The sequence below is a fragment of the Ruminococcus sp. AF31-8BH genome, from assembly GCF_003460605.1.
In the GTDB taxonomy this organism is placed as follows: domain Bacteria; phylum Bacillota; class Clostridia; order Lachnospirales; family Lachnospiraceae; genus Blautia_A; species Blautia_A acetigignens.
This window is the reverse complement of sequence record NZ_QTVN01000013.1, coordinates 49,240-65,295: the sequence shown is the minus strand read 5'-3', so window position 1 is coordinate 65,295 and position 16,056 is coordinate 49,240. Positions and strand designations below refer to the sequence as shown.

Annotated in this window: 17 protein-coding genes and 1 tRNA gene; 17 read left to right on the top strand and 1 reads right to left on the bottom strand. The window is 45.5% G+C overall.

Annotated features, from left to right (window positions below; all coding sequences use genetic code 11):
- Positions 1-59: 59 nt before the first annotated feature.
- Complete coding sequence (locus DWZ38_RS15755; RefSeq protein ID WP_117854094.1) at positions 60-773, top strand: IMP cyclohydrolase; 714 nt, start codon at positions 60-62, stop codon at positions 771-773.
- Positions 774-815: 42 nt separating this feature from the next.
- A complete protein-coding gene (locus DWZ38_RS15750) occupies positions 816-2,036 on the top strand; it encodes a phosphoribosylaminoimidazolecarboxamide formyltransferase (protein ID WP_021924944.1) in 1,221 nt (406 codons plus the stop codon).
- 150 nt (positions 2,037-2,186) lie between these two features.
- On the opposite strand, the gene DWZ38_RS15745 is transcribed toward DWZ38_RS15750, so the two are convergent.
- Positions 2,187-2,259, bottom strand: a tRNA-Gly gene (locus DWZ38_RS15745).
- Between the two features lie 231 nt (positions 2,260-2,490).
- On the opposite strand from DWZ38_RS15745, the gene DWZ38_RS15740 reads away from it, so the two are divergent.
- From DWZ38_RS15740 to DWZ38_RS15670, 15 genes are all read left to right on the top strand, one after another.
- Complete coding sequence (locus tag DWZ38_RS15740; RefSeq protein WP_117854092.1) at positions 2,491-3,396, top strand: 3D domain-containing protein; 906 nt, start codon at positions 2,491-2,493, stop codon at positions 3,394-3,396.
- Positions 3,397-3,592: 196 nt separating this feature from the next.
- Positions 3,593-4,282, top strand: coding sequence for a polysaccharide biosynthesis tyrosine autokinase (locus DWZ38_RS15735; protein WP_021924942.1), 690 nt, complete (start codon positions 3,593-3,595; stop codon positions 4,280-4,282).
- Between the two features lie 59 nt (positions 4,283-4,341).
- Entirely contained in the window at positions 4,342-5,073 is a 732-nt protein-coding gene (locus DWZ38_RS15730) for a CpsB/CapC family capsule biosynthesis tyrosine phosphatase (RefSeq protein ID WP_117854089.1), read from the top strand.
- A 58-nt stretch (positions 5,074-5,131) separates the two neighbouring features.
- Positions 5,132-5,866, top strand: a complete 735-nt coding sequence (locus DWZ38_RS15725; RefSeq protein WP_117854087.1) for a Wzz/FepE/Etk N-terminal domain-containing protein — start codon at positions 5,132-5,134, stop codon at positions 5,864-5,866.
- 26 nt (positions 5,867-5,892) lie between these two features.
- Positions 5,893-6,714 (top strand): immunoglobulin-like domain-containing protein, encoded by an 822-nt coding sequence (locus tag DWZ38_RS15720; protein WP_117854084.1) that lies wholly within the window; start codon positions 5,893-5,895, stop codon positions 6,712-6,714.
- A 44-nt stretch (positions 6,715-6,758) separates the two neighbouring features.
- Positions 6,759-8,177, top strand: coding sequence for a sugar transferase (locus DWZ38_RS15715; protein ID WP_117854082.1), 1,419 nt, complete (start codon positions 6,759-6,761; stop codon positions 8,175-8,177).
- Complete coding sequence (locus DWZ38_RS15710) at positions 8,174-9,094, top strand: LCP family protein (protein ID WP_117854079.1); 921 nt, start codon at positions 8,174-8,176, stop codon at positions 9,092-9,094. The genes DWZ38_RS15715 and DWZ38_RS15710 overlap by 4 nt, the downstream gene beginning before the upstream one ends.
- Positions 9,095-9,196: 102 nt before the next feature.
- Positions 9,197-9,751, top strand: a complete 555-nt coding sequence (locus tag DWZ38_RS15705) for a phosphatase PAP2 family protein (protein ID WP_021924936.1) — start codon at positions 9,197-9,199, stop codon at positions 9,749-9,751.
- A 109-nt stretch (positions 9,752-9,860) separates the two neighbouring features.
- Entirely contained in the window at positions 9,861-10,532 is a 672-nt protein-coding gene (locus DWZ38_RS15700) for a hypothetical protein (RefSeq protein WP_117854077.1), read from the top strand.
- Between the two features lie 9 nt (positions 10,533-10,541).
- The gene (gene rlmD, locus DWZ38_RS15695) at positions 10,542-11,708 is read left to right on the top strand and encodes a 23S rRNA (uracil(1939)-C(5))-methyltransferase RlmD (RefSeq protein ID WP_117854075.1); all 1,167 of its coding nucleotides are present in this window, start codon (positions 10,542-10,544) and stop codon (positions 11,706-11,708) included.
- Positions 11,709-11,774: 66 nt separating this feature from the next.
- On the top strand, positions 11,775-12,113 hold the full coding sequence (locus DWZ38_RS15690) for a DUF1622 domain-containing protein (RefSeq protein WP_021924933.1): 339 nt from the start codon (positions 11,775-11,777) through the stop codon (positions 12,111-12,113).
- 20 nt (positions 12,114-12,133) lie between these two features.
- Entirely contained in the window at positions 12,134-12,745 is a 612-nt protein-coding gene (locus tag DWZ38_RS15685) for a glycerol-3-phosphate acyltransferase (protein WP_021924932.1), read from the top strand.
- On the top strand, positions 12,742-13,869 hold the full coding sequence (locus DWZ38_RS15680; RefSeq protein ID WP_117854072.1) for a glycosyltransferase: 1,128 nt from the start codon (positions 12,742-12,744) through the stop codon (positions 13,867-13,869). Before DWZ38_RS15685 ends, DWZ38_RS15680 begins: the two co-directional genes overlap by 4 nt.
- A 62-nt stretch (positions 13,870-13,931) precedes the next feature.
- Positions 13,932-14,630 (top strand): tRNA (N6-threonylcarbamoyladenosine(37)-N6)-methyltransferase TrmO, encoded by a 699-nt coding sequence (tsaA, locus tag DWZ38_RS15675; protein ID WP_117854147.1) that lies wholly within the window; start codon positions 13,932-13,934, stop codon positions 14,628-14,630.
- 35 nt (positions 14,631-14,665) lie between these two features.
- Positions 14,666-15,985, top strand: a complete 1,320-nt coding sequence (locus DWZ38_RS15670; protein WP_021924929.1) for an aspartate kinase — start codon at positions 14,666-14,668, stop codon at positions 15,983-15,985.
- Positions 15,986-16,056: the final 71 nt, after the last annotated feature.

Here is a 16,056-nt window from a genome sequence, read left to right as displayed (position 1 = left end):
CCAGGCGTTTTTTTATACCACAGGATAATACGTTCTAATCTTGAAAGGAGAACATCTGCATGGAAATGATAGCACTTGACAAAGAACTGAAAGAGAATTCTTATCCGGGAAGAGGAATCGTAATCGGTCGCTCCGCTGACGGAACCAAGGCAGTTACCGCGTATTTTATCATGGGAAGAAGCGAGAACAGCCGCAACCGTGTGTTTGTAGAGGACGGAGAGGGAATCCGTACACAGGCCTTTGATCCTTCCAAGCTGGTAGATCCAAGCCTGATCATTTATGCACCTGTACGCGTACTTGGAAATAAAACAATCGTGACCAACGGAGATCAGACAGATACCATTTACGAGGGAATGGATCATCAGCTTACTTTTGAGCAGTCCCTGCGTTCTAGAGAGTTTGAGCCGGACGGCCCGAACTATACGCCTCGTATTTCCGGAATCATGCATGTGGAGAACGGAAGCTACAGCTACGCAATGTCCATTCTGAAAAGCAACAATGGAGATCCTTCCTCCTGCAACCGCTACACCTTCGCATACCAGAATGCCAAGGCTGGCGAGGGACATTTCATCCACACCTACAAATGCGATGGAAATCCTCTTCCAAGTTTTGAGGGAGAGCCAAAGCTGGTTGCCATCCCGGATGATATGGATGCATTTGCAGGTATGCTGTGGGAGAGCCTGAATGAAGACAATAAGGTTTCCCTTTTTGTGAGATATATTGATATTGCAACTGGAAAATATGAGACAAAGATCATCAACAAAAATCACTGAGAAGAAGATTTATAAAAGTAAAAAGACAGTTTTCCATTTGAAATGGATGAATTTGAGGATAAAACGGAGGAAATTGGCATGAAAGAATTAGAATTAAAATATGGCTGCAATCCCAACCAGAAACCTTCCAGAATTTACATGGAGGATGGAAGCGAGCTTCCCATCAAAGTTCTTTCCGGAAGACCTGGATACATCAACTTCCTGGATGCATTTAACGGCTGGCAGCTGGTGCGCGATCTGAAAAAAGCAACCGGACTTCCGGCAGCAACTTCCTTCAAGCATGTTTCTCCAGCAGGAGCAGCAATCGGACTTCCGCTGACAGAGACCCTGGCGAAGATCTACTGGGTAAACGACATGAACTGGAAAGAGTTTTCCCCTCTTGCCTGCGCCTATGCCCGTGCCAGAGGTGCTGACAGAATGTCCTCCTTCGGTGATTTCATTTCCCTCTCTGATGTGTGCGACAAAGATACAGCACTTCTGATCAAGAGAGAAGTATCCGATGGCGTGATCGCTCCCGGATATACAGAGGAAGCTCTTGAAATTCTGAAGCAGAAGAAAAAGGGTAACTACAACGTGATCGAGATTGACCCGGAATATGTACCTGCTCCGCTGGAACATAAACAGGTTTTCGGTGTAACCTTTGAGCAGGGAAGACAGGAGCTTGCCATTGATGATGCATTGATTTCCAATCTTGTAACAGAAAACAAAGTATTATCTGAGGAAGCCAAGCGTGATATGAAGGTTTCTCTGATCGTTCTGAAATATACCCAGTCCAATTCTGTATGCTATGTAAAAGACGGACAGGCAATCGGAGTTGGAGCAGGACAGCAGTCCAGAGTACACTGCACACGTCTTGCAGGACAGAAGGCAGACAACTGGTTCCTTCGTCAGAGCCCTAAGGTTCTGAATCTTCCATTTAAAGATACCATCTCAAGAGCAGAACGTGACAATGCAATCGACGTTTACATCGGGGATGAATATATGGATGTTCTGGCAGATGGAAATTGGGAAAAGACCTTTACCGAAAAGCCATCTGTATTTACAAAAGAGGAGAAACGGGCATGGCTGGATCAGATGACAGAGGTTACGCTTGGATCTGATGCATTCTTCCCATTCAGCGATAATATTGAGAGAGCTCACAAGAGCGGTGTGAAATACATTGCACAGCCAGGCGGATCTGTAAGAGATGCAGATGTCATTGAGACCTGCAACAAATACAATATGGCCATGGCATTTACCGGAATCAGACTGTTCCACCACTAAAAGCAAATAAAAATAAGCCCTGCACCAGGAAAACGGACGGAATGCATTTTTGAATGCGGATGTTCTTTCCTGAAAGTGCAGGGCTTTTATTATAGAAAGAATTTTTATAGAACGAGCAATAAAAAAACTCCGATGCAATCGGAGCCTTAGAGCGATAGACGGGGCTCGAACCCGCGGTCTCGACCTTGGCAAGGTCGCGCGTTACCAACTACGCCACTATCGCATCTCTTATGTTTCGCTATCTGTATCAGCGACAATATGTATATTACACGATAAAGAGTAATTTGTCAAATGTTTTTTTTAAAAAATAAAAAATTTAAATAGGGGTTAGGGTTTGAAAACCAGAGGGGGCTGTGATATGATAAACAAAGAGCAGGGGGAAGCTGATGTTTATCGGAAAGAGTAAGAAACGATGAACTTTTCATAAAACAGACAAGTAAGGAGATACAGATTCATGAAGAAACAGATATTGATGATGGCATTATGTGTTTCGACGCTAATGCCTGTTACCGTGTTTGGTGAAGAAGCTGCCGTGCAGAATGTCAGTACAGTGAATAAGGAAGAAACTGCTTCCGGGGATGAGAACCCTAAGATCGAGGAATCCGAAGTAACTGCAGTGAATGATACGGTTACTGTGGCCATAGATGCCGATATTCTGGACTACCCGGGGAAAAAAGAGGGAAACATTATCGGCGAAGTCCTGGAAGGGGATGAGATCAGCCGTACAGGCACTATCTCGGATGCCTGGAGCCGTATCCTTTTTGAAGATGAAACAGGCAAAATACAGACAGGCTACATTCCTACCTCTTATCTGGAAGGCTATGGAGAGAATTCAGGTACAGAGGAGAGTGCAGAGGCTGGCGTGATACATAAAAGTTCCGGAAAAGGCATTTTTGCCGATGCAGTAGAAGGGGTTACCCAGACTGGCGGTGATGAGGGCGTTATGGAAGGGGAAGCAGTGATGGCTTCTGCAGACAGTTCCCTTCGTTCTCTTGGCAATTTCATCATTACCCATTACTGCCCGTGCAGTATCTGCTGCGGACCCTGGAGAGACGGAATCACTTCCACAGGTGCAACGGCAGTGACCAACCGTACCATTGCAGTGGATCCTACTGTGATCCCATATGGCTCCAAGGTTGTGATCAACGGCCAGGTTTATGTTGCAGAGGACTGCGGCGGCGCCATCAAGAACAATCATATTGATATTTATGTAGGAAGCCATGCGGAAGCTGAGACCAAAGGCGTATATGAAACAGAAGTCTATCTGCTGGAAGAGGGACAGCCTGATGAGACAGAAGTCCAGCCAGATGAGGCAGAAGAGAGCACAGAGTCTGTTGAAGAGGAAACTCCCCAGGAGTAAGCAAAAAGAGTAAAAAGCTGTGAATCTTTTGTGAATTTTTGTGTATTTTAAGAACGAAAATGTACTAGCCAAGTACAGGGATATAGTGTATAATGTTTAAGCAGACCTTGTCATGCGTTAAAATGCTAGTCATAATTCGGGAAAAATCACATGACAGGTACTACAGGAGAACATAGAGATAAGGTGAAAACAAATTATGGTAAAAGTAAAAATTAGCGACTGGAAAGCTGATACATCCATGGATGAGGCCTACAAGGCACTTCGTACGAATATTCAGTTCTGCGGTGCCGATAAGAAGGTCATTGCATTTACAAGCTGTACACCTAATGAGGGAAAAAGTAATGTTACTTTCCACCTTGCAGCTTCCCTTGCAGAGAGCGGTAAGTCCGTGCTTCTGATCGATGCGGATCTTCGTAAATCCGTACTGATGGGACGTGTACATGTAGAAGAGGAAGTCATGGGTCTGACCCACTATCTTTCCAAGCAGGCCAAGCTTTCCGATGTAATCTGCGCAACAAATCTTCCGAAGTTTCATATTATTTTTTCCGGAGTTGTTCCGCCGAACCCGGCAGAACTTCTTGGAAGCCGTCTTTTTAAGGATATGATCCGTCTTGTGAGAGACGTATATGATTATATCATTGTAGATACCCCGCCTCTTGGCCGTGTAATTGACTGTGCAGTTGTAGCAGACTCCTGTGATGGAACGGTTATCGTAATCGAGTCCGGCAGCATCAGCTACCATTTTGTACAGGATATCAAGGGTCAGCTTGAGAAGACCAACTGCCCGATCATCGGTGCGATCCTGAACAAGGTAGACACCAAGGAATACGGTAAATACGGCAAGTATGGCAAATATGGCAAGTACGGAGAATATGGCAAGTATTAACCTTCTCTGTCCGGCTGAATGTCATATAAACAGAACAGTATAGAAATGGACCAGAATAAATGAAAGGTATTTATGATATTCACTGTCACATTGTTCCAGGAGTGGATGACGGTGCGGAGAATCTGAAGATGTCCGTCCGTATGCTTCAGAAGGAATATGATGATGGAGTACGGGGGATTATTGCTACCCCTCATTTTCGGTATGATATGTTTGAGCCTTCTATGGAACTGGTGAAGAAGCAGTTCCTGAGACTTCGGAAGGCGGCCAGGGAAATTGGCGATGAGGGAATTGAGATGTACTTAGGCTGCGAGCTTCATTCCAGCATGGATATGGCAGACTGCCTGAAGCGCGGTGAGCGGCTTACCATGGCTGGCTCACGGTATGTGCTTGCAGAATTTCGCACATCAGATGAGAAGTCTTATATCCGTGAAAGGATACAGGCACTGATCCGCAATGGCTATTATCCCATTGTTGCCCATGTGGAACGCTACCGTTCCGTAGTGAAAAGCGGAATTGACTTCATTGATGAACTTAGAGATATGGGCGCCTATATCCAGATGAACGCGGACAGCATCATCGGTGATGACGGTTTCATGGTCAAACGTTTCTGCAAGAAAGTAATGAAAGAAGAAATGCTTGATTTTGTGGGATCTGACGGTCATGATATGGGAAAGCGTACACCGCATCTGGGCAAAGCCTACGAGAAAGTTGCGAAAATGATGGGTGAGGATTATGCTGATATAATCTTTATCAGCAATCCGGAATGCATTTTGAACAACGAAAGATTTTAATACATATTTTTATGTAAAAGACAAGCCAAAGAAAATAACAGGGTAACGGAGAAAAAGAATGGAAAATCAGGTTACAAATAACAACGACGAAATTGAAATCGATTTAGGTGAAGTCTTTCACCTGGTAATCAGCAAGCTGGGCGTGATTATTCTTTCCGGTATTCTTCTGGGAGTCCTTTCCATTATTGGAACCATGCTTTTTATCACTCCCAAGTATGAATCTACCACGAAGATCATGGTGTTGAATAAACAGGACAATAATACGCTTACCAGTGCTGATATGCAGACAAGTACCCAGTTGACCAAGGACTACGCGGAGCTGATCCAGAGCCGTACCGTTCTTGAAGGGGTAATTGCACAGCTGAATCTTGATATGACCTATAAGGAAATGCTTAACAAGGTTTCTGTTGAGACATCCAGCGACAGCCGTATTGTGTCTATCAGTGTGACAGATGAAGATCCATATACAGCCAGCGAGATTGCAAATGCTGTCCGTGACATGGCAGCAGAGCATATTCAGTCAGTTATGGATATTGAGGCTGTTAATGTAGTAGATACTGCGAATATCCCAAATGAGAAAGCAAGCCCAAGCCTTGCAAAGAATGGTGTGATCGGCGGACTTCTTGGCGTGATCATTGCGATGGCAGCAGTCATCATCATTTACCTTACCAATGATACCATCAAGGTGGAGGAAGACGTAGAGCGTTATCTTGGACTTAGTGTTCTTGGAAGCATTCCGTTTTCTGAGAAGGAAAGCAGATCCAAGAAAAAGAAATCAAGAAAGCGTCGCTGATAAAATTTGTATAAGGAGCAGCAGATATGCGTAAATGGTTAGTAGTTTTGATGACGGCAGCAGCTGTGGGTGCAACCGGACTTCTTGGATGGATGTATGTGTCACAGGACCGCAAAGGCCCGGAAATCACCATTGATGAGAGCAAAAAAGGCAGTTATACCGAAGGAATGACCGCAGAAGAGCTTCTGGATGGAGTAAAAGCAACCGATGATAAAGATGGTGATGTGTCTGACACTCTGACTGTAGAGAATGTGTATCCCAATGAGCAGGGAGATGAAGTTACTGTTATTTATGTTGCCAAGGACAAGAGCAACAATGTAACAAAGGTAACTTACCATATGACTCCTGATGCACCGCTGTCAGGATTTACAGCAGGAACAGAAGAAGGCTTCACGGAAGGAAATGCAGATCGTACTTCAGCTGCCTCAAATACGGCAGGAACCTTTGGTACAGGTTCAGCTACAGGCAGTACTTCAGATGAGACGGATGATGCAGAAGAAACAAGCGACACTGCAGATGCAGCCGTTACCCCTGAAGCTGAGATGACAGAAGAAGAGAAAGCCCAGGAGCGTGAAGAGGCTAAGATCGACAAGCTGAGTCCTCAGGATCCTCGCTTTTATCTGACCACCTATTATGTAGAGATCAACAGAGGAACCCAGATCGACAGACTGAGCTACGTAAAGGACATTGAGGATGATGTGGATCAGACCAATGAGCTTTACCGCAAGATCCAGATCACTGGTACGGTTGATGTATATACACCAGGCACTTATGAGCTGACTTACTACGTTGTCGACTCCAATGGAAATGCATCCAATGGGGCAGTGCTTACAATTGTAGTGAAATAAAATACACACACCCACATTTTTTATGCGGGGAGGGGCAAAGAGAAATGTATAAAAAAGAAAATAACAGCTGGTTAAAGCATATTGATTTTGTTATACTGGATATCCTATGCCTGCAGCTTGCATTTATTCTGGCGTATGAAATTCGTGTTGCAAAGGGAATTCCTTATCTGAATCCATTGTATGAGAACATGGCATTTGTTCTTGTGATTTTTCAGCTTCTGGTTTCATTTTTTGGGGAGAGCTTCAGCGGCGTGCTGCGAAGAGGCTTTCTAATAGAAATGAAATGTATGATCGAACACGAAATCTGCGTCATGCTTCTGGCTGTGCTTTATCTGTTTATGAGCCAGCAGGGAGTGATGTATTCCAGAGGGGCATTTACGATTATGTGTACGCTGTACTTTTTTATAGCGTATGCAGCCCGTATCGGATGGAAGAAAGTGATTCGTTCCAGGAAATTTGCAGAAGGTGAGAAACGTTCCATTTTAATTATTACGACAGATGCGGAAGCGGCGAATGTAGTGAAGGCATTGCGCGGCGATTCCTACGGAACTTATCATCTGGCAGGAGTTGCGCTTCTTGACAAGAACAAGACTGGCAGTATGATCCAGAGAGTTCCTGTGGTTGCAGGTGCTGATGATGTGACTGCTTATATTCACAAAAACTGGGTAGACGAAGTCTTTTTCGCACTGCCGGAGCATGTGGATATTCCGAAGAAGATCATGAAGGACTGCAACCGCATGGGCGTTGTCACCCATGTACAGCTTGCCGCTTTGAATGAACTGGGCAAGAATCAGGTTGTAGAAGAGATTGCAGGATATATGGTACTGTCCAGCAGTATTAACATTGTATCTTCCTGGCAGCTGCTGGTGAAGAGGCTTATGGATATTGCAGGCGGTCTGGTAGGATGTATTTTTACCGGAATCATTTACATATTCATAGCACCGATCATGAAGGTGAAATCCCCGGGACCTGTATTCTTCTCACAGGTTCGTATGGGAAAGAATGGCAAGCCATTTAAAATCTACAAATTCCGTTCCATGTATATGGATGCAGAGGAGCGGAAGAAAGAACTGATGGAGAAGAACAACATCAAAGACGGTCTTATGTTTAAGATGGACGATGACCCGCGAATTATCAAGGGAATCGGTCATTTTATCCGCAAGACTTCTCTGGACGAGTTCCCGCAGTTCTGGAACATCTTAAAAGGCGATATGAGTCTTGTAGGAACAAGACCGCCGACAATGGATGAGTGGGATAAATATGAGCTTCATCACAGAAGAAGACTGGCAATCAAGCCGGGACTTACCGGTATGTGGCAGGTAAGCGGACGAAGCGAGATTACAGATTTTGAAGAGGTTGTAGAACTGGATACCAAGTACATTGAGCAGTGGTCAATCGGACTGGATATCAAGATTCTGTTTAAGACCGTAACGGTTGTTTTTACAGGGAGCGGAGCAAAATGAGATCCTCTATTTGGAAGAAAGGTCTTATTTGTCTGAGTGCAGTAATGCTTCTGGAATGCCCGGTTGGAGCACTTCCAGGAACTGCATATACAGCGAAGGCCGAAGAAACAGATGACAAGACAGACACCAGCAATATAAAGAGTATTTTGCTGATCGGACAGGACAAACGGGAAGGACAGTCCCGCCAGCGTTCTGATTCCATGATTCTTGCAACACTGGATAAAGATCAGAAGACCATAAGCCTTACTTCTTTTATGAGAGATCTTTATGTGGCAATTCCTGGATATTCCAGCACAAGGATCAATGCAGCTTATGCATACGGCGGCATGGATCTTCTGGATGAGACACTGACTCAGAATTTTGGAGTAGAGATTGACGGAAATGTGGAAGTGGACTTCGAAGTATTCCAGGTTCTGGTAGATAAGGTTGGCGGAATTGATCTGGAGCTTACCCAGGCAGAAGCAGATTACATCTGCGGACGTGACCAGAGTGTCCTTTATCCGCAGCCTCTTCGTACAGACTGGGACCTTCAGGAAGGCATGAACCATCTGGACGGAGAGCAGGCACTGATCCATGCGCGCAACCGTTCCATTGGCAATTCCGATTACCGAAGGACTGAGAGACAGCAGGAAGTGCTGATGGCAGCCTTTGAGAAAGTGAAGGACTTAAGTGCTTTTTCCATTGCAGGTCTTGTGAAGGATGTACTTCCTCTTGTTACTACAGATCTGTCTTTCACAGAGATCATCGGATATGTTATGGATGTGATGAGTATTGGAACTGGTGATATCGCCACCTACCGGATTCCGGAAGATGGTGCATACACCCCGCAGACTATAAGCGGCATGCAGGTTCTGGTACCGGATCTTGAACAAAATCGGAAATACCTTCAGCAGGTTTTGTATCACGCTGAAGCATAACTATGAAATCTTTTGGGCGGTTCGTTGGAACCGCCTTTTATCATAAGGGCACAAAAGGGATGAATTCTTTTGGGTGCGAGATCATAAAGGAGGCAGATGCAGATGGGAATTCTGGAATGGATTCAAAATATAGATGCGCAGATCCTGCTGTTTATCCAGCAATATATCCGGCAGGATATGATGAACTGGTTCTGGAAGGGCATTACATTTCTGGGGGATGGAGGCTGGTTCTGGATTGTGCTTGGTGTGGTCCTTCTGATCCCGAAGAAAACAAGAAAGTCCGGTTTTACCGCCCTTCTTGCACTGATCATCGGATCGGTAATCACCAATCTGGTGCTGAAAACTGCGGTGGCAAGGATTCGCCCCTATGATGCAGTGGAGGGGCTGGTTCCCTTGGTGAAGAAACTGAGAGATTACTCCTTTCCCTCCGGCCACACCTGTGCTTCTTTTTCCTGCGCAGTTGTATATTATAAAATGTATCCGGATATAAAAGGAAAGGGAGCTATGGTACTGGCCGTGCTCATTGCGTTGTCAAGACTTTATGTGGGCGTACATTATCCCACCGATGTTCTGGGCGGCGCCATAGTTGGATGGCTGTCAGCCATTCTGGCACTTAAAATATCTGTATTTACGGAAAAGAAAAAGGCGGCAGTTTAACAGAGATTTTACCTGCGTCAGACGATTGTCCGATATCTGACATGGTATCATTTCGCTGCTGCCTGTGAAGCAGGCAGCCATGACGCTATGAAGGAGAAGCAGATAAAATATGAGGGAACCTAAAAAGGCAGAAGAAAAACCAGCTGCAGTGGAGGAAGCGCAGCTGATTGAAAATATTAGAAAATCCATGGAAAAGGACCAGTATTATCTTCTTTGCCAGTATGCTATCAGCATTGTGGAGGCGAAGGCGAAGATCATAGATGAGCAGCTTTCCATGAAATATGGCAGAGAAATTATGAGAAACGTAAGCGGCCGGGTAAAATCTCCGGAGAGCATTTATGCCAAGCTCATGCGGAAAGAACTGCCTGCAGATCTGGAAACTGCAGGGAAGAAGCTGAATGATCTTGTAGGCGTGAGGATTGTCTGTCTGTTTCTGGATGATGTGTACGAGATTGCGGAGATTCTGAAGAAACAAAGGGATGTAACCCTGGTAAAAGAGAAAGACTATATTGCGAAGCCGAAGAAAAATGGCTATATGAGTCTGCATCTTATTGTTGACATTCCCATCTATTTCGGGGATAATTTTCAGAGTAAACGAGTGGAAATCCAGATCCGTACTCTTGCCATGGACTTTTGGTCTGTGCTGGAATACCAGCTGATGTACAAGAAGAATCTGTCCGGGGCGGAGAAAATCGGAAAAGAACTGAAGAATTATTCTGAAGAGGTTGCGAATCTGGATCAGAAAATGATGAAACTGAGAAACAAAATAGATAAAATATAAGGAGCATGTATGGAGGAAAAGAAAAACGCACAGAAAGTCTGTCCGTATGCCAAAAAGTGCGGCGGATGCCAGTATCAGGGAATTCCTTACCCCGCACAGCTGAAGAAAAAACACAACCAGGTGCAGAGCCTTCTGAAAAGGTTTGGAACTGTGAAACCGGTAATTGGGATGAAGGATCCCTATTTTTACCGGAATAAGGTTCATGCTGTATTTGACCGGGACAGGAAGGGAAATATTATTTCCGGAATTTATGAGCAGAATTCACATAGAGTGGTTCCCATTGACCAGTGTCTGATCGAGGATGAAAAAAGCCAGGAGATTATCCGCACCATCCGTGGAATGCTGAAGTCTTTCAAGATTAAGACCTATGATGAGGATACCGGATACGGACTGCTGCGTCATGTGCTGGTTCGAAGAGGCTTTACCAGCAATGAAGTGATGGTAGTGCTGGTTGTGGCGTCCCCGATCTTTCCTTCTAAGAACAACTTTGTGAAAGCGCTTCGCAAGGTACACCCGGAAATCAGTACAGTTGTGCTGAACATCAATGACAAGAACACAAGCATGGTTCTCGGAGAACGAGAGATCATTCTCTATGGAAAAGGCTTTATACGGGATACCATCTGCGGCAAATCCTTCCGTATTTCTGCCAAATCCTTTTACCAGGTGAATCCGGTGCAGACAGAGATCCTTTACAAAAAGGCGGTAGAGTTTGCAGGACTTACAGGGAAAGAGAAGGTGATCGATGCTTATTGCGGAATCGGAACCATCGGTATGATCGCATCAGATAAAGCCAAAGAGGTGATCGGGGTAGAGCTGAATAAGGACGCTGTACGGGATGCAAGAATTAATGCCAGAGAGAATAAGGTAGTAAATATTTCCTTCCGCCAGGGGGATGCCGGAGAATTTATGGAAGCGATGGCAGCGGCAGATGAGAAGGCGGATGTGGTATTTATGGATCCGCCCCGTTCGGGAAGCAGTGAAAAATTCCTGAATTCCGTAACCCGCCTGGCACCCAAAAAAATCGTCTATATTTCCTGCAATCCGGAAACACTGGCAAGAGATCTTCTTTTCCTTACAAAGAAAAATTACGTAGTAAAAGAGATCCAGCCTGTGGAAATGTTCTGTTTTACAGACCATACAGAAGTGGTGACCTGGCTTGAGAAAGCTGCCCGTTAGAGCGGGAAAAAGGCTTTTTGCAGGACAGGATGTTCGGCATAGTTTGCAGAAAAGAGGTACTTTAAGATGGCAGAGATAACTGGAACAATGGAATGGATCCTGGAGAATATTGCAGGCCTTGCCATTGTGATCTTTGAATTTATCGGCGTGGCAATTATTATCTGGAGCGGTATTACCGGATTTCTCAAGTGGCTGAAGCACGACAGCAATACCGGCGTGTACCTTGCAAGAGGGCTTGCCATGGGATTGGAATTTAAGATGGGAAGCGAGATCCTGCGTACGGTTGTGGTACGGGAATGGAAGGAAATCGGCATTGTGGCGGGAATCATAGCCCTGCGTGCGGCGCTGACCTTCCTTCTTCACTGGGAAATCAAGGAAGAGGAAAAAAGCAGCGGACACAAGTGATTCTAATCAGGTGAAAAACAATGGAAAAAATTTATTTGTTCTACATGGTCATGGGATTTTGTCTGGGCAGTATTTTGTTTGCCTACGAGATTCCCAGAATGGTAAAGCATGTTGATATCCGCCAGATTTCTGAGGACGGAAACCCTGGAACCTTCAATGCGTTTGCGGCAGCGGGAGTGGGATGGGGAATCCTGGTGCTTCTTGCAGAACTGCTGAAAGGTTTTTTTCCCGTATATTTGTGCAGCAAAAGAGCGGGGCAGGATTCCCTGCTATTTGCGGGAGTGCTGGCTGCGCCTGTGTTTGGCCATGCCTTTTCCATTTTCCATAAGGGAAAAGGCGGTAAGGGAATTGCAGTCAGCTTCGGCGTGCTGCTTGGACTTCTTCCATGGTGGACGCCTGTGCTGACCCTGGCTGGCTTTTATATTTTCTTTTCCCTTGCAGTTCCGGTGAAATCCCATCTGAAAAGAAGCATTATTACCTTTGGCTGTTTCGGCGTGGCTTCCCTGTTTCCACAGTGGGAATTTTCTGTAAGAATGGGAATTCTGCTTTTGTGTATGGTGGTGGTGTATAAGCATGTGGAGGCTGCCAGAGAATTAGAGTTTGCAGACAAAAAGAAATGGAGAATCCAATGAAAGCGTTGATTTTATCCTGCAACACCGGAGGCGGACACAACTCGGCAGGCCGTGCTATTGCAGAGGCTATGACCTGGCGGGGAGATGAAGCCTATGTGCTGGATTATCTTACTCTTGCAGGAGAGGGTGTATCCAGAATTGTAGGGGACGGATACGTCCAGATCGTCAAGAAAACGCCCAGACTTTTTGGAATTGCATATAAGCTTGGAATGGGCGTAAGCCGCATTACCCGGAAATCCCCAGTTTATTATATGAACGGCCGCATGGCCAAATATCTGAACCAGTACATCCAGGAAAATCCAGTGGATGTGATTGTAATGCCCCATCTTTACCCTGCGGAAACCATTACGTATATGAAGCGAAAAGGCATGAAGCTTCCTCTCACTGTGGTAGTGATGACCGATTATACCTGCATTCCCTTCTGGGAAGAGACAGATGCGGATTACTATATCACTCCTCACGAAAACCTGATAAAGCCCTGTGTGAAAAGAGGGCTGAAAGAAGAAAAGCTGATCCCTCTTGGAATCCCTGTGTCCAGAATCTGCAGGCGTGAAATTTCCAAGGAAGCAGCAAGAGAGATGCTGGGTCTTAAAAAAGATGAGAAATACATTCTGGCAGCCGGAGGCAGCATGGGCGCCGGAGATTTGAAGAAGCTGGTGGCGTGCATTCTGAAATCAACGAAGGAGGAAAAGCTGATCATTGTCTGCGGAAACAACGCCAAAGTAGAATCTCAGTTGAAAAAAGCCTTTTCCTCCTGTGACAGGGCAAAAATACTTGGCTATACCACACAGATGAATCTGTATATGAAAGCCTGTGATGTCCTTTTTACCAAGCCGGGAGGGCTGACTTCCACAGAAGGGGCAGTTGCGGGGATCCCCATGGTTCACACAGAACCCATTCCGGGATGTGAGACTGCCAACCGCAAATTTTTCGGAAGGCTTGGAATGAGCGTTTCTGCGAAAACGATAAAAGGACAGGTGCAGGCTGGCCTGAAATTGCTTTCTGACAAAGAAGCAGCGGATGAAATGATTCGAAGGCAGCAGAAAAATATCAACAAAATGGCAGCAGAAGATATCTGTGATTTTATAAAAGGAAAATTAACGGATGAAAAGGCACTGCTATAAAGTCCATATAGCAGATACTTGATTCGAGCGTTAAAAAGAACAGGAACCAGAGAATTATGGAAATGAAAGTAATCGCCCACATAAAAAGTGACTTTCCCACCAAGTTTGGGATTCCTCACCAGAGCGGCAGGATAAAGGAACTGAAGGCGGAGATTGTATTCGAGCCGGAATATCAGGTGGCGGAGGCCTTCCGGGGAATTGAGGAGTACACCCACCTGTGGCTGATCTGGGAATTTTCCCAGGCAGTGCGAAAGGACTGGTCGCCTACCGTGAGGCCGCCAAGACTTGGGGGAAATACCCGAAAAGGCGTTTTTGCCACAAGATCCCCTTTTCGGCCCAATCCCATCGGCCTTTCCAGTGTGAAGCTGGAAGGCGTGGAATTCACCAGCCAGGGGCCAGTCCTTCATGTGTCCGGTGCGGATCTGATGGATGGGACGCCGATTTATGACATTAAGCCTTATCTTGCCTATGTGGACAGCCACCCGGAGGCTTCCGGGGGCTTTACAGACCAGATACAGGATCATAAGCTGAAGGTGGATTTTCCTGCGGGGCTTCTGGAGCAGGTTCCAAAAGAGAAAAGGGCGGCACTTCTGGCCGTTCTTGCAAATGATCCAAGACCAGGCTATCAGAAGGATCCTGACCGGGAGTACGGAATGTCCTTTGGAAATCAGGACATTCATTTTAAGGTGGATGGAGAGCTTTTGCGGGTAATTCGTATTGATAATGAAAAAAAACTTGCAAAAAGTCGGATTTTCTCATAAAATGGAGAAAAAGTTTTTCGAGGAGCACAAGGATTATGAAAAAAGTAGTAAAGTTTGGCGGAAGCTCCCTTGCTAATGCGGAGCAGTTTGAGAAAGTGGGAGACATTATCAGAAGTGAGGAGAGCAGACGTTTCGTTGTTCCATCCGCACCTGGCAAGAGATTCGACGGTGATACCAAGGTAACAGACCTTCTGTACAGCTGTTATGATGCAGCTGCAAAGGATGGGGATTTCGAGAAAATTTTAGAGGAGATCAAATCCCGTTACAATGAGATTATTAAAGGTCTTTCCCTTACCTTTTCCCTGGATGAGGATTTCCAGGTGATCAAAGAGAACTTCAAGGCACAGATCGGCAGAGATTATGCAGCATCCAGAGGAGAATATCTGAATGGTAAAGTAATGGCAGCATATCTTGGCTATGAATTTGTAGATGCAGCAGATGTGATCCGCTTTGACAAAAATGGCAATCTGGATTCCGAGAAAACAGACAAGCTTTTGGGCAAGAGACTTTCCAAATGTGAGAATGCAGTAGTACCTGGCTTTTATGGTGCGAAAGAAGACGGAACTGTTACTACCTTCTCAAGAGGCGGTTCTGACGTAACTGGTTCCTTGGTTGCCAAGGCAATAAAAGCTGATATGTATGAGAACTGGACAGATGTATCCGGTTTCCTTGTAACAGACCCAAGAATCGTGAAGGATCCTGCAGTGATCGAGACCATCACCTACCGTGAGCTTCGTGAGCTTTCCTACATGGGAGCCACTGTCCTTCACGAGGATGCAATTTTCCCGGTAAGAAAAGAGGGAATCCCGATCAACATCCGCAATACCAACCGTCCGGACGACAAAGGTACCTTCATTGTAGAGAGCACCTGCCGTAAGCCGAAATACACCATTACCGGTATTGCAGGCAAGAAGGGCTTCTGCTCCATCAACATTGAGAAATCCATGATGAACAGCGAAATCGGTTTTGGCAGAAAGGTACTTCAGGTATTCGAAGATCAGGGAATCAGCTTCGAGCACGTTCCATCCGGAATTGATACTATGACAGTATACGTTCACCAGGATGAATTCGAGGAAAAAGAGCAGCAGGTAATCGCAGGAATCCATCGTCTGGTTCAGCCGGATTTCGTGGAGATGGAATCTGACCTGGCACTGATTGCAGTGGTTGGCCGTGGAATGAAATCCACAAGAGGTACTGCAGGAAGAATCTTCTCTGCACTGGCACATGCCAATGTAAACGTGAAGATGATCGACCAGGGATCCAGTGAGCTGAACATTATCATCGGTGTGGAGAACCGTGATTTTGAGAATGCAGTGAAGGCAATTTATGATATTTTTGTGCTGACACAGATGTAAGGCAGGTACAAAGTTTAAGAAAATAAAACAGGAGTTGTAAGCCTCCTTTCCCATCAGATGTGTGGAAATAT